The 20,717-nt window shown below is 60.2% G+C and carries 21 protein-coding genes; 15 read left to right on the plus strand and 6 right to left on the minus strand.

From position 1 onward, the window contains the following. The first annotated feature begins 2 nt into the window (after positions 1-2). A complete protein-coding gene (locus CHN51_RS05010) occupies positions 3-1,157 on the plus strand; it encodes a GNAT family N-acetyltransferase (protein WP_100093036.1) in 1,155 nt (384 codons plus the stop codon). Between the two features lie 2 nt (positions 1,158-1,159). Here the strand turns inward: CHN51_RS05010 and CHN51_RS05015 are convergent, their stop codons facing one another. Together CHN51_RS05015 and panC are read right to left on the minus strand one after the other, a co-directional pair. Beyond that, positions 1,160-1,456 carry an SEL1-like repeat protein gene (locus CHN51_RS05015; protein WP_100093037.1) on the minus strand — a complete coding sequence of 99 codons (297 nt, stop codon included), beginning with the start codon at positions 1,454-1,456 and terminating at the stop codon, positions 1,160-1,162. A 173-nt stretch (positions 1,457-1,629) separates the two neighbouring features. After that, on the minus strand, positions 1,630-2,469 hold the full coding sequence (panC, locus tag CHN51_RS05020; protein WP_100093038.1) for a pantoate--beta-alanine ligase: 840 nt from the start codon (positions 2,467-2,469) through the stop codon (positions 1,630-1,632). Positions 2,470-2,569: 100 nt separating this feature from the next. Between panC and CHN51_RS05025 the strand changes: the two genes are divergently transcribed. The 3 genes from CHN51_RS05025 to CHN51_RS05035 all read left to right on the plus strand — a co-directional run bounded on the left by CHN51_RS05025 (position 2,570) and on the right by CHN51_RS05035 (position 5,332). Then, positions 2,570-3,394 carry a division plane positioning ATPase MipZ gene (locus tag CHN51_RS05025; protein ID WP_100093039.1) on the plus strand — a complete coding sequence of 275 codons (825 nt, stop codon included), beginning with the start codon at positions 2,570-2,572 and terminating at the stop codon, positions 3,392-3,394. Positions 3,395-3,397: 3 nt separating this feature from the next. Next, entirely contained in the window at positions 3,398-3,832 is a 435-nt protein-coding gene (locus CHN51_RS05030) for a J domain-containing protein (RefSeq protein ID WP_100093040.1), read from the plus strand. 90 nt (positions 3,833-3,922) lie between these two features. After that, on the plus strand, positions 3,923-5,332 hold the full coding sequence (locus CHN51_RS05035) for a phosphomannomutase/phosphoglucomutase (RefSeq protein WP_100093041.1): 1,410 nt from the start codon (positions 3,923-3,925) through the stop codon (positions 5,330-5,332). A 185-nt stretch (positions 5,333-5,517) separates the two neighbouring features. Here the strand turns inward: CHN51_RS05035 and CHN51_RS20300 are convergent, their stop codons facing one another. Further along, positions 5,518-5,640 (minus strand): hypothetical protein, encoded by a 123-nt coding sequence (locus CHN51_RS20300; protein ID WP_276308613.1) that lies wholly within the window; start codon positions 5,638-5,640, stop codon positions 5,518-5,520. A gap of 322 nt (positions 5,641-5,962) precedes the next feature. Here CHN51_RS20300 and CHN51_RS05040 point away from each other — a divergent pair, with 322 nt between their 5' ends. From CHN51_RS05040 to CHN51_RS05055, 4 genes are read left to right on the plus strand one after another with little or no spacing between them, the layout of a single operon-like run. Beyond that, positions 5,963-6,361 carry an MAPEG family protein gene (locus CHN51_RS05040; protein ID WP_100093042.1) on the plus strand — a complete coding sequence of 133 codons (399 nt, stop codon included), beginning with the start codon at positions 5,963-5,965 and terminating at the stop codon, positions 6,359-6,361. Positions 6,362-6,369: 8 nt separating this feature from the next. After that, positions 6,370-8,076 (plus strand): amidohydrolase family protein, encoded by a 1,707-nt coding sequence (locus CHN51_RS05045; protein WP_100093043.1) that lies wholly within the window; start codon positions 6,370-6,372, stop codon positions 8,074-8,076. A 32-nt stretch (positions 8,077-8,108) separates the two neighbouring features. Next, positions 8,109-8,522 (plus strand): DUF1801 domain-containing protein, encoded by a 414-nt coding sequence (locus tag CHN51_RS05050; RefSeq protein ID WP_100093044.1) that lies wholly within the window; start codon positions 8,109-8,111, stop codon positions 8,520-8,522. A 7-nt stretch (positions 8,523-8,529) separates the two neighbouring features. Then, a complete protein-coding gene (locus tag CHN51_RS05055; RefSeq protein ID WP_100093045.1) occupies positions 8,530-9,444 on the plus strand; it encodes a histone deacetylase in 915 nt (304 codons plus the stop codon). On the opposite strand, the gene CHN51_RS05060 is transcribed toward CHN51_RS05055, so the two are convergent. After that, positions 9,434-10,525 (minus strand): AI-2E family transporter, encoded by a 1,092-nt coding sequence (locus CHN51_RS05060; protein WP_100093046.1) that lies wholly within the window; start codon positions 10,523-10,525, stop codon positions 9,434-9,436. The two genes, CHN51_RS05055 and CHN51_RS05060, sit on opposite strands and share 11 nt — an antisense overlap. Before the next feature lie 180 nt (positions 10,526-10,705). Between CHN51_RS05060 and CHN51_RS05065 the strand changes: the two genes are divergently transcribed. The 6 genes from CHN51_RS05065 (at position 10,706) to CHN51_RS05085 (ending at position 18,137) form a co-directional block, all read left to right on the plus strand. After that, on the plus strand, positions 10,706-13,315 hold the full coding sequence (locus CHN51_RS05065; protein ID WP_164088986.1) for a ligase-associated DNA damage response DEXH box helicase: 2,610 nt from the start codon (positions 10,706-10,708) through the stop codon (positions 13,313-13,315). A gap of 59 nt (positions 13,316-13,374) precedes the next feature. Next, on the plus strand, positions 13,375-14,325 hold the full coding sequence (locus tag CHN51_RS05070) for a retroviral-like aspartic protease family protein (RefSeq protein ID WP_100093047.1): 951 nt from the start codon (positions 13,375-13,377) through the stop codon (positions 14,323-14,325). A 105-nt stretch (positions 14,326-14,430) separates the two neighbouring features. Beyond that, entirely contained in the window at positions 14,431-15,405 is a 975-nt protein-coding gene (locus CHN51_RS05075) for a retroviral-like aspartic protease family protein (protein ID WP_100093048.1), read from the plus strand. Between the two features lie 193 nt (positions 15,406-15,598). Continuing rightward, a complete protein-coding gene (locus CHN51_RS05080; protein ID WP_123906242.1) occupies positions 15,599-16,270 on the plus strand; it encodes an SEL1-like repeat protein in 672 nt (223 codons plus the stop codon). Further along, the gene (locus CHN51_RS19475; RefSeq protein WP_123906243.1) at positions 16,267-17,013 is read left to right on the plus strand and encodes a hypothetical protein; all 747 of its coding nucleotides are present in this window, start codon (positions 16,267-16,269) and stop codon (positions 17,011-17,013) included. The genes CHN51_RS05080 and CHN51_RS19475 overlap by 4 nt, the downstream gene beginning before the upstream one ends. A gap of 299 nt (positions 17,014-17,312) precedes the next feature. Next, positions 17,313-18,137 carry a hypothetical protein gene (locus tag CHN51_RS05085; protein ID WP_100093050.1) on the plus strand — a complete coding sequence of 275 codons (825 nt, stop codon included), beginning with the start codon at positions 17,313-17,315 and terminating at the stop codon, positions 18,135-18,137. Between the two features lie 178 nt (positions 18,138-18,315). On the opposite strand, the gene CHN51_RS05090 is transcribed toward CHN51_RS05085, so the two are convergent. Beyond that, positions 18,316-18,966, minus strand: a complete 651-nt coding sequence (locus CHN51_RS05090; protein ID WP_100093051.1) for a glutathione S-transferase — start codon at positions 18,964-18,966, stop codon at positions 18,316-18,318. After that, on the minus strand, positions 18,963-19,901 hold the full coding sequence (locus CHN51_RS05095) for a rhodanese-related sulfurtransferase (RefSeq protein WP_100093052.1): 939 nt from the start codon (positions 19,899-19,901) through the stop codon (positions 18,963-18,965). The genes CHN51_RS05090 and CHN51_RS05095 overlap by 4 nt, the downstream gene beginning before the upstream one ends. 81 nt (positions 19,902-19,982) lie before the next feature. On the opposite strand from CHN51_RS05095, the gene pdeM reads away from it, so the two are divergent. Next, positions 19,983-20,711: a ligase-associated DNA damage response endonuclease PdeM gene (gene pdeM / locus CHN51_RS05100; RefSeq protein ID WP_100093053.1), complete on the plus strand. Its 729-nt coding sequence runs from the start codon at positions 19,983-19,985 to the stop codon at positions 20,709-20,711. Positions 20,712-20,717: the final 6 nt, after the last annotated feature.

Here is a 20,717-nt window from a genome sequence, read left to right on the forward strand (position 1 = left end):
GTATGCCTGAGCCGCCAGCCGCCGCCACCGGGATCGTTGCACGCGTTGCCGAAAATATCGCCAGCCTGCCGGCTGACCAGTGGAATGCGTGCGCCGGCTCCGCCAATCCGTTTGTATCCCACGCTTTCCTGTCCGCGATGGAAGAGTCGGCCAGCGTCGGACCCGGTACCGGCTGGAAATCCCTGCCCGTCATCATCGAGGATAGTGCCGGTGAAATCGCCGCCTGCCTGCCCGCCTATCTCAAGTCTCACAGTCAGGGAGAATATATATTCGACCAGCAATGGGCCCATGCCTATGAAAATGCCGGCGGCCAATATTATCCCAAGATCCAGATAGCGGCCCCCTTTTCTCCGGTGCCAGGCCCCCGCCTGCTGTTGCGTGACCAATCCCTCGCGGTGCCGCTGTTGCGGGCGGTCGAGCAGCTGGCAGAGAATAACGGAATCTCGTCGGTTCATGCGACTTTTGTCAGCGAGGGCCAGCTCGGCTATTTTCGCGAAGCCGGGTGGATGATCCGGACCGACAGCCAGTTCCACTGGCGCAATGACGGCTATCAGAGCTTCGATAACTTTCTAGACGCATTGTCTTCCCGGAAACGCAAGGCGATCCGCCGGGAACGGGCCAAGGCCCAGGAAGAAGTCGACATAGTCCATCTGTCAGGCGACGAAATCCAACCGCATCACTGGGACTATTTCTGGGAATTCTACCAGGATACCGGGATGCGCAAATGGGGACATCCCTATCTGACCCGCAGCGCATTCGATCTCCTGCATCAGAAGATGGCCGAGAAGCTGCTGCTGATATTCGCGATGCAGGAGGGGGTCCCCGTCGCGGGCGCACTCAATGTTATCGGCGAAGAAACGCTTTACGGTCGCTATTGGGGCTGTACGCGCAATATCCCGTTTCTGCATTTCGAGATTTGCTATTATCAGGCGATCGACGCGGCGATTGCGCGCGGATTGAAGACCGTCGAGGCTGGAGCGCAAGGCAGCCACAAGCTGGCCCGGGGCTATCAGCCGGTGCCGACCTGGTCAGCCCATTATATCGTCGATCCGGGATTTCGGTCTGCGATAGCCGACTATCTCGAACGCGAACGGCAGGCGGTCGCTGCCGATATCGAATTTCTGGCCGAATTGGGGCCGTTCAAAAAAACCGGTTAGAGTCACGCAGCGCGGCGTGAAGTTTCCTGTAACCAGCTGCGTGCTTCCCGCTGTGCTTCGGCGATTTCGCGCGCTGTCATGTCGAGCGATATTTCCGCACGGCAGACCTTGCTTTCATCGTGGCCGGACAAGGCCGCCAGATTGAACCATTTATGCGCTTCGATCAGATCGACCTCGACGCCATCCGATCCGGTGGAATAGATCACGCCCAGATCGAAATAAGCATTGCTGCTGCCATGCGATGCCTCGGCGAGGCGGCTTTCTATCAGAAAGGCGGCGCTTTTCATGCTGTTGCCCATATTGTCAGTCCCTGTTTCTGTTGCCGCACTTGCTGGCGACAGGCCGACTTTCAGCGCAATGTCCTAAAGAAATGGTTAACGCGAATCGCGGAAGCGCGGTTTGGTCGCTTCAAAACCTCCGCAAATCAGCTGTTTTTTCCAATTAATTTGGTTAACCGAAGAGCGCTGCAACCTTAGGAAACGGGGATATTGTCGATCAGCCGGGTACTGCCGATACGGGCGGCAGCGAAAAGCCGTGCCGGTTTTGCAAAAATATCGAGAACCGCCAGCCCATTGGCGTCGCGAAGCTCGAGATAATCGATTTTGTGAAAGCCGGAGTCCAGTATCTTTGCTTTGGCAGCTTCCAGTATATCGGCAATATTGCCCCCTGCGGCGATCGCATTGGCCGCTTCCCGCATGGCATCGGGAAGCGCCGCAGCATTGGCTCTTTGCTCGGCGGTCAAGTAAGCGTTGCGCGACGACAGCGCGAGGCCATCAGGATCGCGGACAGTCGGCACACCGACTATATCATGGGTAAAATCAAGGTCGCGTGCCATCCGGCGGATGACCGCAAGCTGCTGATAGTCTTTCTCGCCAAAATAGGCAGCATCGGGGCGAACCTGGTTGAACAGTTTTGCCACGACCGTGGCGACGCCGTCAAAATGGCCCGGGCGCGCGGCGCCGCAAAGCCCGTCGCTGATCCCGCTGACACTGACATGGGTGGCATAACCGTCCGGATAGACCTGATCGGCCGTGGGCGCCCACAGCAGCTTCACCCCCGCCGCCTGCAGCAGGGCAGCATCGGCGGCTTCCTGACGCGGATAGGCATCAAGATCCTCTCCTTCGCCGAATTGGGTGGGGTTGACGAAGATCGAAGCGACGACCGCGTCGCATTGTTCCATCGCGACGTCCACCAACCGCATATGGCCCGCGTGCAGCGCACCCATGGTCGGAACCAGCCCTATTTTCGCACCGGTTTTGCGAAAGGACGCCAAAGCGTCCCGCAGCGGGTCAAGCTGTCGAACAATTTGCATGGAACACTCTTTGCGTTTAGATTTTCTGTAAAGCTCGTGTAAGCTATGGGACGGTGTATCGTCCTTCGCAAGGGCCAAGAACAGGGGTATTGATCAAAACGTGACCAGCAGTGCGTATCATATTGTCTTCGCCAACGAGAAAGGCGGGACCGGCAAGTCGACCACCGCGGTCCATGTTGCGGTTGCCCTCGCTTATCAGGGTCACAAGGTCGGGATCATCGACCTCGATCCGCGTCAGCGGACATCCTATCGCTACCTGGAAAACCGCGATGCGACGATGAAGCGGCTGAATATTGATATTCCGCAGCCCTATTACGAAGTGTTCGAAGAGGACAATCTCGCCCGGCTCGAGCAGCTGATGGCGAAAATGGCGGACAATGTGGATTATCTGCTGTTTGACACGCCGGGTCGCGATGACAAGTTCGCCCGCTTTGTCGCTACCAGAGCCAACAGCCTGGTGACGCCGATCAACGACAGTTTCGTCGATTTCGACCTGATCGGACAGGTCGATCCGGAAACTTACAAGGTCCGAAAATTGAGCTTTTATGCCGAACTGATCTGGGATGCGCGCAAGGCCCGGGCCAAGGCGGACGGTACGACCATCGACTGGGTGTTGCTGCGCAACCGGACACAATATGTCGAAGCGCATAATATGAAGCGGATCGTCGCCGCATTGGCAGAATTGTCGCAGCGCGTCGGTTTCCGCATCATTCCCGGGCTGAGCGAGCGCGTGATCTACCGCGAACTTTTCCCGGCCGGCCTGACCATGCTCGACAAGAAATATCTCGGTCGGCTGGCCACCAGCCATCTGGCGGCGCGACAGGAATTGCGCGAGCTGATCAAGCATCTGGCGCTGCCGCAGACCGCGGAACAGAAAGCCGAAGACGCCGGTCCAGCGTCGACAAAGCCAAAGCTGGTTGCCTGACGCATGACGCCGTTGCTCATCTTTGGCGGCGCGATTCTAGCCTGGCTGGTGCTTTCGGGCAAAGCCAAGACGATGACCGCCAATCAATGGCTGGCGCTGGTGGTCGCGCTGATCGGTGCCAATTTCCTGCGCGGCGGCAGCTGGATCATGGGCGGCGCGATGCTGGCCGGAGCCGCCTTTCTCAGCGGCTGGCGGATATTGATCCCAGCCCGCGATGTGGAAGAACCGAAGCGCAAACCGCGCAATTTCGAACTGGACCGGGCGCGATCCCTGCTTGGCGTGGGTGACGACGCCGGCTTTATCGAGATCAATGCCGCGTGGAAGCAAAGGCTGGCGGAACATCATCCCGACAATGGCGGGGACGAGCAGCTGGCCAAGATGATCAACCGGGCGCGCGACATATTATTGGAAGAATTGGAAGCATCTTCGCGCCGGTAGCCCGCGCGTCATATTTTGACAGTATCGCTGGATTTTCAGGAACCTGCGCCTTAGAAACAGAGGCCAGTCCAATAAAGCAAGGCCATGCCCATGAACGCCCCGAAATCCCACGAATTCCACTCCACTTCCCTTCGCGAATATGACATTCGCGGCATCATCGGCGAGACGCTGGGGGCCGACGATGCCTATGCGATAGGCCGGGGTTTCGGAACCCTGATCGCGCGCGATGGCGGGACTGCGGTGGCAACCGGATTTGATGGTCGCGACAGTTCCCCGATGCTGGAAGAGGCACTTGTCCGCGGCCTCAATGATGCCGGAATCAACGCCATTTCTGTCGGAATGGGTCCCACTCCGATGCTTTATTATGCCGAATCTGTACTGGAAACGGTCCAGGGTGGCATAATGATTACCGGAAGTCACAATCCGGCCAATTATAACGGCTTCAAAATGGTCTTTCAGGGCCGCCCCTTTTTCGGCGCCGACATTTTGGGACTGGGCACGATGGCAGCCAGCGGAGACTGGGACAGCGGAACGGGCACGCTTGAGCGGATCGATATCGAGGATGAATATGTCGAGCGCCTGCTGAAGAATTTTACCGGCGGTGCGTTCAAGGTCGGATGGGATTGCGGCAATGGCGCGGCCGGGCCGGTGATCGAGAAATTGGCGAAGCTGCTGACCGAGCGCGGCGCCGGCGAGCATCATCTGCTCTACACCGATGTCGACGGGTCCTTCCCCAACCACCATCCCGATCCGACCGAGGAGAAGAATCTCGCCGACCTGAAGGCACTGGTGGCGGAGAAGGGCCTCGACTTCGGCGTGGCCTTTGACGGCGACGGCGACCGCATTGGCGCGATCGACGGCGAGGGTCGGGTGATCTGGGGCGACCAGTTGCTGCAAATCTATGCCGAGGATGTGCTGAAGAGCGAACCCGGCGCGACGATCATTGCGGATGTCAAGGCCTCGCAGGCGCTTTATGACCGGATCGCGGAATGCGGCGGCAAGCCGCTGATGTGGAAGACCGGCCACAGCCTGATCAAGTCGAAGATGAAGGAAACCGGTTCGCCGCTCGCCGGCGAAATGAGCGGCCATGTGTTTTTCAAACATGACTATTACGGTTTCGACGACGCGCCTTATGCCGCGATCCGGCTGATTCAGGCGGCAACCAATATCGGCAAGAGCGTGACGCAACTGCGCAGCGATATGGTGGATATGATCAACACGCCGGAAATGCGCTTTCAGGTCGACGAGAGTCGCAAGTTCGCGGTGATCGACGAAATTTTGCAGCGGCTTTCGGCCAGCGGCGCCGATGTCAACGACACCGACGGGGCGCGGGTCAATACCGAGGACGGCTGGTGGCTGCTGCGCGCGAGCAATACACAGGATGTGCTGGTCGCCCGGGCCGAGGCAAAATCGGAACAAGGCCTCGACCGGCTGATGGCGCAGATTGACGAACAATTGGCATTGTCGGGACTGGAGCGCGGGGAAACAGTGGGGCACTAGCCCCGCACAATCGACCGATACCATTGGACCGGTCGACTGGCATCAGATGAAGGTCGCGCCGTTTGTTGCCGGACCGACCGACGAGATTACGAGAATGGCCGAGCAGAATATGGCGGCGAAGCCGGCGGCGATTTCCTGACGGAATGAGAAGCGGCGCATGGTTTTTTCCTTCCTTTTGTTTGGGGTTATGCGATCAGGGCGGCGGAGTTTTGAACGGCCGGGCCAACACTTGCGACAACCAAAACGGCTGCGGAGAAAAGAGCGGCAAAAGCGGCGGCTACCTGGTTCTGGATGTTTACGTTGGTCATTTTCAATTTCCTTTTGTTTAAACTGGTGCTTCGCGACTTGTGTTGCGAAGATGAACATAGCTTTGCACAGGGCGTGCCAGTTTGATAAAATCTCTATATATCAATAACTTGATTGATTTCGGCCTTAGCGGGTAGATAAACGGTTACTGAATAATGGCATATTTTGCCAATGGTTGGTTTTGCGCTTTGGGCTGGTCGCCTGGAACGAGAACCGCCAGGCCGCAAATTCTTCCCGGCACGGCTTTCTTATCGAAATGCACTATGGTCAGGGCCGATCCCTTCGTTCAGGACAGTCTGAAAAAGGGATGGGGATTAGGGCATCATGGACCCGTATATTTATGTGGCGATTGTCAGCGCGCTGGCTTTGCTCGCTTATTATTTCACTTTGCTGATGGCCGGCCTGGCGCGCGGCCGGTTCCAGATCGTGCCGCCATCGCACAGCGGGCCACCGGAATATGAGCGCCATGTGCGCGCACATCAAAACACATTGGAGCATCTGGTGCTGTTCCTGCCCGGCCTGTGGCTGTTCGCTTATGTCGTCAGCCCCTATTGGGCGGCGGCTATCGGACTGATCTGGCCGTTCATGCGGGTCGGCTATGCGCTGGGCTATCACAAGGCCCCGGAAAAGCGGCTGCTTTGGCTCTACGCCAGCATGCCGCCCATTTATATATTCGTACTTGGCACCTTGATCGGTGGCATCGTTCAGCTTGTGAGAGGGTGAATCTAAACATGACCAAAATATATGATCTGGTAATTCGCGGCGGGACCATTGCCGATGGCAGCGGCGGTGATCTCTTTGACGGCGATATCGCGGTCAATGACGGGAGGATCGCGGCAATCGGGCAGGTGCCCGGAACCGGTCGCGAAGAAATCGACGCGACGGGCAAGATCGTCACCCCCGGCTTTATCGATGTGCACACCCATTATGACGGCCAGTGCATCTGGGCGGAAGAGCTCAGCCCGTCATCTTCGCACGGCGTGACCACAGCGATCATGGGCAATTGCGGCGTCGGTTTCGCGCCGTGCCGCAAGGAAGATCACGACATGCTGATCAATGTGATGGAAGGCGTCGAGGATATTCCCGGCGTGGTCATGGCCGACGGCCTGCCGTGGAGCTGGGAGACTTTTCCCGAATATCTCGACGTGGTCGAGAAGGGCAAGCGCGATATCGATATTGCGGCCTATCTGCCGCATTCCCCCTTGCGCGTATATGCCATGGGCGCGCGCGGTGCGTCCCGCGAACCGGCCAATGATGATGATCTGGCGATGATGCGCAAATTGGCGCGGGAAGCGATGGAAGCCGGAGCGATCGGCTTTGCCACATCCCGGCTGTCGATTCACAAGACCGCCGACGGCGGGGCTATCCCGACGTTCGAAGCCGATGTCGCCGAACTGGAAGCGATTTGCGGCGGCATGAAGGATGCGGGCACGGGGACCTTTCAGGTCGTGCTCGATGCCTTTGTCGGCTGGGACAAGGAATATCAGGTGATCGAACGGGTGGTGGAAAGCTCCGGCCGGCCGGCGACGTTCACGCTCGCCTCGGGCAATGACGGCCCGCCGCGCTGGCGCAAGGTGCTCGATATGATCGACGCCACCCATGCCAATGGCGGCAAAGCAACCGCCCAGATCATGCCACGCCCGATCGGCCTGATCGCCGGGCTGGAGCTGACCGTCCATCCGTTCATTCTCTGCCCGAGCTGGGCGAAGATTGCCGACCTGTCCATAGAGGAGCAGGTTGCGGCGATGCGCGATCCGGACTTGCGAGAGGCGCTGCTGAGCGAGGAATTCGAGCCCGGCCATCCGTTCAACGCGCTGGCCCGCGACTGGAACTGGCTGTTCCCGCTCGACAATCCACCAGATTATGCACCGCCAAAGGAGATGAGCATGGCCGGGCAGGCGGCCGCCAAGGGCTGCACGCCGCAGGAGATAGCCTATGACCGTCTGCTCGATACCGACGGCAAGGGCCTGTTCCTCGCCGCTTTGGGCAATTACGAGAATGGCACGCTGGCCAGCGCCCATGAAATGCTGAGCCACCCGCACTGCATTCCCGGCCTCGGCGACGGTGGCGCCCATTATGGCGCGATTTGCGACGCCAGCTACTCGACCTATTTGCTGACCCAATATGTCCGCAATCCGGGAGCGGAAAGTTTCGAACTGGCAGAAGCCATCCATATGTTGTCGCACAAGGCTGCGAAAGCGGTCGGGCTGGACCAGCGCGGGCTGCTCAAGCTTGGAACAAAGGCGGATATCAACGTGATCGATCTTGAGCGGCTGCAATTGCATCTGCCGGAGATCGTCCGCGATCTGCCTGCGGGCGGGCAACGCCTGCACCAGCGCGCCACCGGCTATGATGCGACCATCGTGTCGGGCGAGATTATCCGGCGCTTCGACCAGTCGACAGGCGCGCGGCCGGGGCGGTTGATACGGGGCGCGTGACAAGAAGCCCGACCGGCTGATAATGGTGGGGCATGACAGACGAAATTCCCGAACCCACGCGCTCAGCCTGGGAAGGCCTTCCGGAGCAAATAGCCAAGAGGCTGGTGCAGCTCCGCCAGCTGGTGCTGGAGGTTGCGCGCGAGAATCCGGCTATCGGTCCGCTGGAAGAGACGGTCAAATGGGGAGAGCCGGCATTTCTGACGGCGGCGAGCGGGTCGGGCACCACCGTGCGGATCCATCGGCACAAGAAATCGCCGGACACATATGCGCTCTATGTGCATTGCCAGACCGATCTGGTCGAGCGCTATCGGCAGCTATATGGCGAGGAACTGACCTTTGACGGCAATCGCGCCGTGCTGTTTGACAGCAAAGAGGAACTGCCAACCGAGGCCGTCAGACATTGTATCGCCATGGCCCTGACCTATCATCTGCAGAAGCGTTCCTAGGCTATCCATGCTCCATATCGTCCACCATCCCGATTATGTCGCGCCGCGCCCGGCCAGCGGCAGCTTTGTCTTTGATAAATATCGGCTGGTGATGGAAGCGATCCAGACCCATGCGCCGCTGCATCAAGCCCATCAGCCACCTCTAATGGAGCGCCAGTGGATCGAGGCGGTGCATGACCCGGACTATGTCGAGCAGGTGCTGAGCGCGACTGTTCCACGTGAAATAGAACGGCGGATCGGCTTTCCGGTGTCGGCGGATATTGCCAGCCGCGTCCAATATACGTCGGGTGGCACCTGGCTGGCGGCGCAGCTGGCCCTGCAACATGGCTATGCGGCGAACAGCGCCGGGGGCAGCCATCATGCGCTGGCCGACACCGGCGCCGGCTATTGCGTGTTCAACGATCTGGCGATCGCCGCCAACCGGCTGCTGGCGGAAGGCGACGCGCGCCGGATATTGATTGTCGATCTGGACGTGCATCAGGGCGACGGCACCGCGGTTTTGCTGGCCGGGCGCGAGGATATTTTCACCCTGTCGATCCATAATGAACGCAATTTCCCGACCAGAAAGGCGCGCTCCAGCCGCGACATTGCGCTGCCCGATGCGGTGGAAGACGAGGCCTATCTGGCGATACTGGATGTAGCTCTGCAGGAAATTCTTGAAGGCTTCAAACCGGATATGCTGCTCTATCAGGCCGGGGTCGATCCGCACGCCGATGACCGGCTGGGCCGGCTGGCGCTCACCGATGCGGGACTCGAACAGCGCGACCGGATGGTCATCCGCAAGGCCCGTGACCGCGGCATTGCCGTCGCCAGCGCGCTAGGGGGCGGCTATGGCCATGACCATCATGCGGTGGCGCTGCGCCATGCGCGGTCGATGATGACGATGGCGGACGAAGCGGCGCGTCGCGCGACTATTCGCTAGCTTTTTCCGGCTCCACCTGACCCTGCTGCATGTCGGAGAAGATGCTCCAGATCGCAATGAACAGAGCGGCCACCAGCGGGCCGATGACAATGCCGTTGATGCCGAACAGCTGCAGTCCGCCGAGGGTCGAGATCAGCACGACATAGTCGGGCATCCGCGTATCCCTGCCGACCAGCGTGGGCCGGACGAGATTGTCGACCATACTGATCACGAACACGCCGCAGAGCACCAGAACGACGGCCTGCCAGACAGCTCCGGTGATAAAAAGATAGAGCGCGACCGGGACCCAGACGAACCCGGTACCGATTGCCGGAATCAGCGAGAAAATGCCCATGAGCACCGCCCAGAGCAAGGCGCCGCGGATGTCGAGCGCCCAGAAGACGAGGCCGCCGAGACTGCCCTGGATGATCGCGATGATCAGGCTGCCCTTGATCGTCGCGCGGATGACCACGAGGAATTTTTCCATCAGAATGCGCCGCTTCTCCTCTCCGAGCGGCACCATCTGTTCGATCCGGTCGCTCAGCGCGCGGCCGTCGCGCAGCAGGAAGAAGGTCAGATAGAGCATGACGCCAAGGGCGAGCATGAACTGGAAAGCGCCCTGGCCGACGCTGAGCAGCTGGGTTACCAGGAATTCGAGAATGGCGGATATCGACTGTTCGATTTCCGCCCTTATGCTGGCGAAATCGCCATAGCCATAAGCGGCCAGCTGGTTCTGCACCCATTGCGGCAGACTATTTTCAAAGGCCGCAAAAACAGCGCCGAAATCGATCTCCCCTTCCTGCATTCGCAGATAAATGGTGGCCGCTTCCTGCGCCAGCGCCATGCCGAGCAGGATCGCCGGCACGATGACCAGCAGGAGAATGAGGATCAGCGTGATCGCCGCGACCAGATTGGCCCGGCCCGGCATATAGCCCAGCAGCCGCTCGTAGACCGGCCGGAACAGTACCGCGACGACGACGCCCCAGACGACAGCTCCGAAAAAAGGTTCGATCAGCACCGCGAAGGCCAGCGAGATGATGACCAGAAGGGTGATCATGAAGCCCCATTCGATGCGGCTGTTCGATATTGTCCGGTTGTCCATCTTTGGCGCTCTTGTTGGATCTGCTGGCGCGACCATGTTGAAATCGCTCCGGCCGGTGAATACGGGAAAATTCGGGCGCGGGCAAGGATCAGGCGCGATTGCCAGTCGCAATATCGTCCCTATATTGATGGCAGGCGCGATGCCGTGTCGATGCAGGAAGGACGGAGCAGGAGCAGCGCCATGGCCGATGAAAAGATTCCGTCGATCCTGAGCGACTGGTTCACCGCGCGCGGCTGGACCGTGCGGCGGCACCAGCTGGAAATGCTCGCGGCGGCGCGGGCAGGGCGCCATGCCTTGCTGACCGCGCCGACCGGGGCGGGCAAGACTCTCGCCGGCTTTTTGCCGACGCTGGTAGAGCTTGTGGAACAGGCGGACAGGAAGCCCGTTCGTGCTGAGCCCGTCGAAGCATCCGGCTTGGCGCAACCCGCCCTTCGACAAGCTCAGGGCGAACGGGAGGGGTCTGCCAGTACCCGTAAAACCACCGTTCGTGCTGAGCCTGTCGAAGCACCCGACCGGACGCAATCGACCCTTCGACAGGCTCAGGGCAAACAGCCCGGGCTCCACACGCTCTACATCTCCCCGCTCAAGGCGCTCGCCGTGGACGTGCAGCGCAATCTGCTGACGCCGATCGAGGAAATGGGCCTGCCGATCACCGTCGAGACGCGCAGCGGCGATACGCCGGCCAATCGCAAGGCGCGCCAGCGGGTGAAACCGCCGCAAATTCTGCTGACCACGCCGGAGTCGCTCAATCTGCTGCTCAGCCAGCCGGAAAGCCTTGCCCTGTTCGCCGGGCTGAAACGGGTGGTGATCGACGAGGTGCACGCCTTTGCCACCGGCAAGCGCGGAGACCTGCTGGCGCTCTCGCTGGCGCGGCTGCAAAAAATCGCGCCGGAGATGCAGCGGGTCGCCTTGTCCGCCACGGTGGCCGAGCCCGACGATTTCCGCGCCTGGCTAGCGCCTTATGGCGATATCGATAGCGTCACCCATGTACTGGGCGCGGACGGTGCGCCGGCCGATCTGTCGATCATGCTGCCCGAAACGCCGGAGGGCGATCCGGTGCGCGTGCCCTGGTCCGGCCATGCCGGCACCTATGCGATCCCGCAGGTGATGGAGCAGATACGCAGCAACCGGATGACATTGGTCTTCAGCAACACCCGCTTTCTCGCCGAATTCACCTTCCAGCAGCTGTGGGATATCAACGACGAGACGCTGCCCATCGGCATCCATCACGGCAGTCTGTCCAAGGAAGCGCGGCGCAAGGTCGAAAATGCCATGGCGTCGGGCCAGATGCGGGCGCTGGTCTGCACCGCCTCGCTCGATCTGGGAGTCGACTGGGGCGATATCGACTGCGTGATCCAGATGGGCGCGCCCAAGGGATCCTCGCGGCTGCTGCAGCGGATCGGCCGCGCCAACCACCGGCTGGATATATCGTCCAAGGCGCTGCTGGTGCCCGGCAACCGCTTTGAATATCTCGAGGCGCAGGCGGCGCTCGATGCAGTGAACGAGGGCCGCCGCGACGGCGAGCCGTTTCGCGCCGGCGGCCTCGACGTGCTCGCCCAGCATGTGATGAGCTGCGCCTGCGCCGGACCGTTTCAGGAGGATGATCTGCTCGACGAGGTGCAAAGCGCCTTGCCCTATAGCGCGCTGTCGAAAGAGCAGTTCGAGCGGGTGCTGAATTTCACCCGCGACGGCGGCTATGCGCTCAAGGCCTATGACCGGTTCAAGCGGCTGCGGCGTGACGCAAAAGGCGTGTGGAGCCTGACCCATCCGAAATTTGCCGCCCAGCACCGGCTCAACGCCGGGATCATCGTCGACAGCGCGATGATGAATGTGCGGTTCAAAAACGGGCGCAATCTCGGCAAGGTCGAGGAAGGCTTTGCCGCCACACTGTCGGTCGGTGACACGTTTTTCTTCGCCGGACTGAGCCTCGAACTGATCAGGATGGATGCCAGCGACGTCATCGTCCGCGCGGCCAAGAAAGCCGCTATGATCCCCAGCTATGGCGGCGCGCGGCTGCCACTGACCACGCATTTGTCCGACCGGGTGCGCGGCTTTCTGACCGATCGCGCCGGATGGGCGCGCTTCCCCGACGATGTGCGCGAATGGCTGGAGATGCAGGACCATCGCTCGGTGATGCCCGAGCCGGGGCAATTGCTGGTCGAGACCTTTCCGCACAAGAAGCTGCATTATATGGTCTGCTACAGTTTCGAAGGCTGGAACGCGCACCAGTCGCTCGGCATGTTGCTGACCCGGCGGATGGAGGATCGCGGGCTCAAGCCGGTCGGCTTTGTCGCCAATGATTATGCGCTGGCCTGCTACAGCGTCGAGCCGGTCACCGATCCCCGCCCGCTGTTCAGCGCCGACATATTGGAGGAGGAATTTTTCGACTGGGTCGAGGGCTCGCATCTGCTCAAGCGCGCCTTCCGCGAAGTGGCGGTGATCAGCGGTCTGGTCGAGCGGCAGCATCCGGGCAAGCGCAAGACCGGCAAGCAGGTCACCTTCTCGACCGACCTGATCTTCGACGTGTTGCGCAAATATGAGCCCGACCATTTGCTGATGCAGGCGGCCTGGGCCGATGCGCGGTCGCGGATGACCGATGTCGGCCGGCTGGGCGACCTGCTCGACCGGGCGGCGGAGTCGATCATCCATGTCGAACTGGAGCGGGTCAGCCCGCTGGCGGTACCGGTGCTGGTGATGATCGGCCGCGAACATGTCGCCCAGGGAGCGACCGATGACGCGCTGCTGATCGAGGCGGAATCTTTGATCAACGAGGCGATGCAGGCGGACTAGAAAGGCCGCGCGGTCCTCCGGGATTTGGCGGAAAACGCTTTTTGGCGTAGAGTGGCGAAATGGCTTGTTCGACAATGCTGTTTCCCCTTTGTGCCTCCCTGTTCGCAGGACAGGTTGCGCCAGCGATTCCGGTCGAGCCGGAGACCAAAGCCTATGTCGCCGATGCCCTGCCCGATGCCTTTCTGCAGCCCGATGCCGAACAGATTGCCATTGCCCGGGACCGGCTTGACCGGATGACGGTGGCGGTCAGCATTGCCGATGGCGGCCCCTATCAGTTCATCATCGACACGGCCTCGCAGCGCACGATATTATCACGGGAAGTTGCCGGCGCGCTGGCGCTCGATATCGAGGATGTTGTCAATATCATCGCACTTGCCGGCACGACGACGGTGCAGACCGTCTATGTGCCCAGCCTGACGCTCGGCAAGCGCAGCTATGACAGCCTGATTTCCCCGACTTTCCGGGCAGCCAATATCGGCGCGGACGGTGTCCTTGGCCTCGACAGCCTGCAGGGACAGCGGATATTGTTCGATTTTGTCGGCAAGAATATCACGGTCGAGGACACCGACAAGAAGCTGAAAAGCCGTTCCCGCCGCGAGATTGTGGTGACGGCAAGACGGCGCTCGGGCCAGCTGATCTTCACCAATGCGACGGTCGCCGGAGTCCGGACCAGCGTGATCATCGACACCGGCGGCGAACTGTCGATCGGCAACCGGGCGTTGCAGCGGCGGTTGCGCATCCATACTTCGCAACTGGTCAAAACCGAACTTGTCGATGTTACCGGCCGCTCGATCGAAGCCGATTATGGTATTGCCGAAGAGCTGCTGATCGGACGCGCCCGCTTCGGGCTCATCCCGATCGCCTTTGTCGACATAGCGCCGTTCAAGGCGCTGAAACTGGACAAGAAACCGGCGCTGTTTCTCGGCATGGACGCGTTGCGCAAATTCGACCGGGTGGCGATCGATTTCGCCAACCGGAAAATCTACTTTCTGCTGCCCGAAGATGCCTGAGATACTTCTTTGTGGAAGCAGGAGGATGATTTGTGGTATAGCTTCGGCAAGCCGGGCAGCAGGGACTAAGTTTTCGCCGTCCGGCTCAGACAGATAGGAGAGACGATGTCAGCCCTTTTTACCAGCATGACACCCGCTTTACTGGCCTACGCGCTGACGATGGCCTATCCCCTTCCCCTCGGCCAGTCGGTGAAGCCCGGCAGCCTGACCAGTCCCGAAGGCGAGATCGTCGATATCGACCAGGATCGCGCCAAGCGGATGACCGTTCCGGTCAGTATCGAGGGGAAGGGCCCTTTTTCGTTCGTCATCGACACCGGTGCCGAACGGAGCGTGATCTCCCGTAAAATTGCCGACAGCCTGGCCCTGGAAGGGGAGAAGCCGGCCGAACTGATGAGCATTGCCGGAACGACCATGGTCGATATGGTCTATGTGCCGCGGCTGACCATGGGACGCAAAAATTATGATGGTCTGATTTCGCCGGTTCTGGCCGCCCACCATATCGGCGCCGATGGCATTTTGGGTCTGGACGGCTTGCAGGACCAGCGCATTCTGTTCGATTTTCTCACCAATCGGATCGTTATCGAAGATGCGGACGAGACCCGTGGCCGGCTGAAATCCCGGGAAATCATCGTGACCGCGAAACGGCGTTCCGGCCAGCTGATCTTCACCGATGCCACGATTGCCGGGATCGAGGTCAATGTCATCGTCGATACCGGAGCGCAAATGTCGATCGGCAATCTGGCCTTGCGGCAACGATTGCAGCGACGCGCCAAGGAACTGGACGATGCCGATCTGCTGATCGCGGTCACCGGCGAGACCTTGGGCGTGGAATTCGGCATGGTCCGTGATTTCCGGATCGGCCGCGCCCGGTTCCCGCGCTTGTCCGTCGCCTTCGCCGATTCGCCACCGTTCGAACGCTTTGGCCTGGCCGACAAGCCGACCTTGCTGATGGGGATGGACGTGCTGCGGAAATTCGACCAGGTCGCGATCGACTTTCCGAGACGGAAAATCCACTTCCTGACGCCCAAGAACACCCGGCAATTTGTCGACGAGCCGCTGAACCAGCGGATCCATTTCTGACAATATGCAGCGCGGACCCGCGCGCCGGGTGATGGGCCGGAACCGGCGGACCTGACCCGTACGTCCTGTCCGCCTGCCTTGAAATCCGGAACCATCCGGCTAGACTGGGCCTCACAAGTCGCGGACTCACGGAAGTGGACAGCGCGAGTCCTCAATCAGGATCATTCTCCGCTCTGCGGGACGAAGGAGTTGCGTGCGGTCAGGTTTTGAAAATAGTGGTGGCTGGCAGCGCATGCGGCGTTTGACCCTTGCCATGGCCGCCGTGCTTCTGACGGCGGTGCAGGCCGGCTGTGCGGCGCCGACCAGCTATATGGGCATTGATATCAGCCAGCCTGCTCCTGCGTTTACGCTTTCCCCGGAACAGGCTGGCTTTTTCCGGGCACAGAATATGCTGTATAATCAGGCGCAGGCGGCGGGATGCATTTCAAGCAAGCCAGCGGACGAGGCGGCTGATGCACCGGTTGGCGAGGGCATTGGCGAAGCGGATGCGGGCCAGCCAGCGGTCTGTCGTGCGATTGCCCTGCGACTTGCCCTGCTGGAATTGCGCCGCCCCGCCCTGGTCTTCGAGCGCAGCTATGCCGATATGCCGCTCACCGCGCTGGCCAGCGAAGCGCAAGGGGGAAGCAAGCAGGCCCAGCTGGAACTCGGCATCCGCTTTGAAGAGGGGCGCGGCGTCGAGCGGGATATCGACAAGGCGCGAAAACTATACGGATCGGCAGCGAGCGATAGCGGCGGGACGATCTGGGTCTATTCGCCACCCGTCGGCAATGGCACCAGCGGACGGACGATTCCGGTGAATACGGGACCGAAGCGGAGCGGGCTGGCGGAAGCGAAGACAAGGTTGGAGCGGTTGGAGTCAAGATGAGAGTCGCAATCGCTATTTTGCTTATAATCACAATCACAATGGGCTGCGCTTCTCTATCCAACGACCAGCAATTGACCAGTCGCAAAGGACCTATCTTAAGTAGCCACGCCCAGCGAGCATTGTGCGACAAAGCCTATGCGGCGGTGCAACCTGAAGACTTTCAGAGCCATAAATTAACATCCGATGGCACGTCATCATTAGAGACAAAATACGCTCTCCACGAGGCGCTAGACAGGGTAGTTCAGTTACTCAGTGAGTGCGTGGATAGATCCAATAGCTCGTTGAGAGCTTTTCTTGATGATGCCTATCGAGACGGCGCGCCACATCCCAACCCCGCCACACTCAATCGTCATGTTTTTCATTGTGCTGATCGTTCCCGGAGAACTTATCCCATAAATTTGGATGGATTATGCAGCAATGGCTACAGGGGAAGACTAGAAGCAAGTGGCTTTCGTCAAAATGATCGCCCTATTTCAAATAACAGGAAGGCGAAATTAGTCTGGGAGAAGAACTCGAAAATCTTTTTCGATGATATCGATTTAAGCCTCCGCGAGTTACGATTTTTTCCGCAAGAACCAATTCTACCAGAACGGGGTCATTTTCCGTCGCTCCTGGTTCTGCAACCATATTTTAGCGAGTCCCGGAAAATTGGCGTGGTTGTGGGCTTTCACTCGCCAACGAATAGTGATGAAGATCAAAGAATTGTGACGTCTCTAGAAATATACCGGAGAATTAAAAAATAGGACGTACAAGCACCAACCCTAAGTAAAGCTAACATTTACCGATTCCCACGAGGATCGATCAAGGAGGACCATCGGCAGTCGAAACAAAAAGCGACACAACCGAAGCGTACTTCTTCGCCCCAATATCGCACGGCCGCTTGGCAGACACAAGTTTCCGATGATCGCAGATCGGCTAGGCTGCCCAAACGGGTCTCCAAAATTAAAATGGATTAAATCGCCGCCGCAGTTCGTTCCCTCCCCATACAGACAAGCATCCGCCGCGCAGGTGCGTTGCTTTTTCTTCAAGGAGCGAACCCGATATGCGTATTTTTCTCACTCTGCCGATTTTTCTCGCCGCTGCCAGCCCTGCTCTGGCGCAGAGTAAAGATCTGCAGGACGCCAGCGTCCAACAGGATAAAACCGTCGCGGACGAAACCCGTTTCCACCTGCTCGCTGGCGTTGATCATATCGAAGGCGATGTCGGTGAAGGGCTGGATTACAAGACCACATTCGCCACCACAGGCGTCGCAATGACCAAAGGCCGGTTCAGCGCGTCCGCTTCGCTACCCTATATCTCCTCCACCGCCCCGCAGGAGGTTATCGTCAACCAGGGCGGGCTGTTCGGCACGCCTTTGCTGGGCTCGACCGGATCGCAGACAGGTCAGGTGAAGCGCGAGGGCATCGGTGACCTGTCGCTCAACGCCGCCTATCAGCTGCCCGTTTCCGGCGTGAATGCCAGCATCGGCGCGTCCGTCAAACTGCCCACCGCATCGCGCGAGAAAGGGCTGGGGACCGGCAAGGTCGATTATGGCATAAATGGCCAGCTTTCCAAGAAAATCGGCGCGGTCGTACCGTTCGTCGGCGCCGGCTATACGATCATCGGCGAGCCGGACAATTTTGATACCCGCAACACGATATCAGGAACCGCGGGCAGCCATCTGCTGCTCGGCAAGAGCAGCGCGCTGACGGCTTCCTATTCCTACGAACAATCCGCTTCGACCAGCATCGGCGACAGCCAGAGCCTCAATATGGGCTTCGGGACCAATCTGAGCCGCTCGGTCCGGATCGGCGTTGATGGCGCCGTCGGCCTGTCGGATGCTGCGCCGGATACGCGGGTAGGGCTGAAGCTTCGGGTCGGGATTTGATCGGGGTGCTTTCCGACACCCACGCCGATCGCTTGTCGTCTACACCGCTTCCGCGACAGGCACGAATTGGACTCGCACGAAGACACTAAGCCACGAAGATTATAAGATAGCACGCAATCCCGCTGCAGAGCGGGGCGCTTTGCGTTTTCGTGGCTTCGTGCGAGTCCCGCAGGCCGCGTTACGCCGCCACTTCCAAAGCAAAAACCGGTTCCTCATTCCCCCTTTTCCACTGCGAATATTTCTGCATCGTCGTGGTGAATAACGCCGACGCGAGATGGTCGCCGAGCCATTTCTGCAGGGCGGGCAGGGGCAGCGCGTCGAACCAGCCGCGGTCATTATTGGCGAACTGACGGACGAACGGGAAGATTGCGTGGTCGGCCAAAGTCGGCTTCGCGCCGAGCAGCTGTCCCGAAGTCTGGATCAAACCGTCGAGCTTTTCCAGAAAGGCCAGTCCGGCCGCGCGATGCTCGAGCGGGTCGACATTGTCATAGCGCGTGGGATATTTATAGCGGTCGAGTGCCTGTTTGAACGGGCCGTCGGCTTCCGCGATCAATTCGGATTCGGCAGCGCTGCCCTGCAACCAGCCTTGAGGATCGTTGCGTTCCAAGGCCCAGCGCATGATCGCCAGGCTTTCGTCGATGACCTGTCCGTCGGGCAGCACCAGCACCGGCACCGTCGCCTTGGGCGAGGCGATGATCATCTCTTCCGGCTTGGCGCGCAGCACGACCTCGCGCAGGCGGACCGGCGTTTCGCTGATCAGCAGCGCCATTCTTGCGCGCATCGCATAGGGGCAGCGCCGAAAACTGTAGAGGACGGGCAGGTCGGTCATTCGGTGCCGAGATGCTGGCGACCCTCGGCCGCGGCTTTCTCGACCTGGCGCTGGCGCTCGCGATAACGGGCGCGCTGCTCGTCGGTCCGCTGGTCGATGCAATGCGGGCAGGCCTCACCGGGAATATAGTCGGGCGAAGCGCGGTCGGCAGCGTTCAGCGGCATCCGGCAGGCGTAGCACTGGCCATAATCGGCTTCGCGCAGCCCGTGACCGACGGCGACGCGCTGGTCGAACAGGAAACAGTCGCCCTGCCACATGCTTTCGGTTTCGGGCACATTTTCGAGATATTTCAAAATGCCGCCCTTGAGATGCTGGACATCGTCAAAGCCTTGCGCCTTGACATAGGCCGTCGCCTTTTCGCAGCGGATGCCACCGGTGCAGAACATCGCGATCTTCGGCGCTGTCTCCGAATCCTGCCGCAATTTTTCCGAGAATTCGTCGAACCAGGCCGGGAAGTCGCGGAAGCTTTCCGTGTTCGGGTTGATCGCCCCGTCAAAGCTGCCGATCGCCACTTCATAGGCGTTGCGCGTATCGATCACGATGGTGTCGGGGTCGGCGATCAGGTCGTTCCAGTCGGCGGGATCGACATAGGCGCCTTTCTCGGTCGCGGCGTCGACGCCCTCGACGCCCATCGAGACGATCTCCTTCTTGAGCCGGACCTTCATCCGCAGGAAGGGCATCGCACTGGCCTCGGAATATTTGACCTCGAGATCGGTGAAACGGGGCAGCTGGCGCAGGCCTTCGATCACTGCGTCAATCGCGTCGGGCGCGCCGGCAATGGTGCCGTTGATGCCTTCCTGGGCCAGCAATATCGTGCCCTTGAGGCCATGGTCCTCGCACAGGGCGAGCACTTGCAGGCGCAGGGCAGCGGGATCATCCACCACGGCAAAATGATAGAGTGCGGCGACTTTTACGGGCGTTTGAGATTCGGTCATGAGGGCGCATATAGTGCGGTCGAGCCAGAAATTCCAACCCGGTGGCTTGCATAGCGCCCATGTTCATCGCATAGCGGCTCCATGGTTCCCCTTCTGTTCGCCCAGCACCGCTTCTCTATCGTCGCTCCGGCCGCGCTGTACTGGCCCGCAAAAAATGCGCTGCTGGTGGCTGATCTGCATCTGGAGAAGGCGAGTTTCTTTGCGCGGCAGGGGCAGATGCTGCCGCCCTATGACAGTCAGGCGACGCTGGCCGAGCTGGCCGGTCTGGTGAGCGAGACCGGTGCGACGCGGGTCTTCTGCCTCGGTGACAATTATCATGACGGGGAGGGCGAAGCCCGGCTGGAACCGGAGGCGGCGCGGCAGCTCTCGGCGATGACCGCCGCACTCGACTGGATCTGGATCACCGGAAATCATGACCGCGATGTTGCCGGGCTATGGGGTGGCACAGTGGTCGACGAATGGACCGGCGAGGGGCTGGCGCTGCGGCACGAGGCCACAGCGGAAAGCCGGCTGCCTGAAATATCCGGTCATTATCACCCGAAAATCCGGATCGCCACACGCGGCCGCCATCTGTCGCGGCGCTGTTTTGTCAGGGGGCGCCAGCATCTGATCATGCCCGCTTTCGGGGCGCTGACCGGCGGCATGGCGGCGCAGGATCCGGTGATCGAGGCCTGCGTCGGCGGACCGGCCGAAGCGATCATCGGCCTGAAGGAAAAGCCCCTCTGCTTCCCGCTGCCCTTCCGCGACAGGGCCATAGAAGCGGTCGATGACAGCCAGCTTGCATTGCCTCTGGCCACCACGGGTCGCTGACTGCTA

Origin of the sequence: Sphingorhabdus sp. YGSMI21 (genome assembly GCF_002776575.1) — a bacterium.
Lineage (GTDB): Bacteria > Pseudomonadota > Alphaproteobacteria > Sphingomonadales > Sphingomonadaceae > Parasphingorhabdus.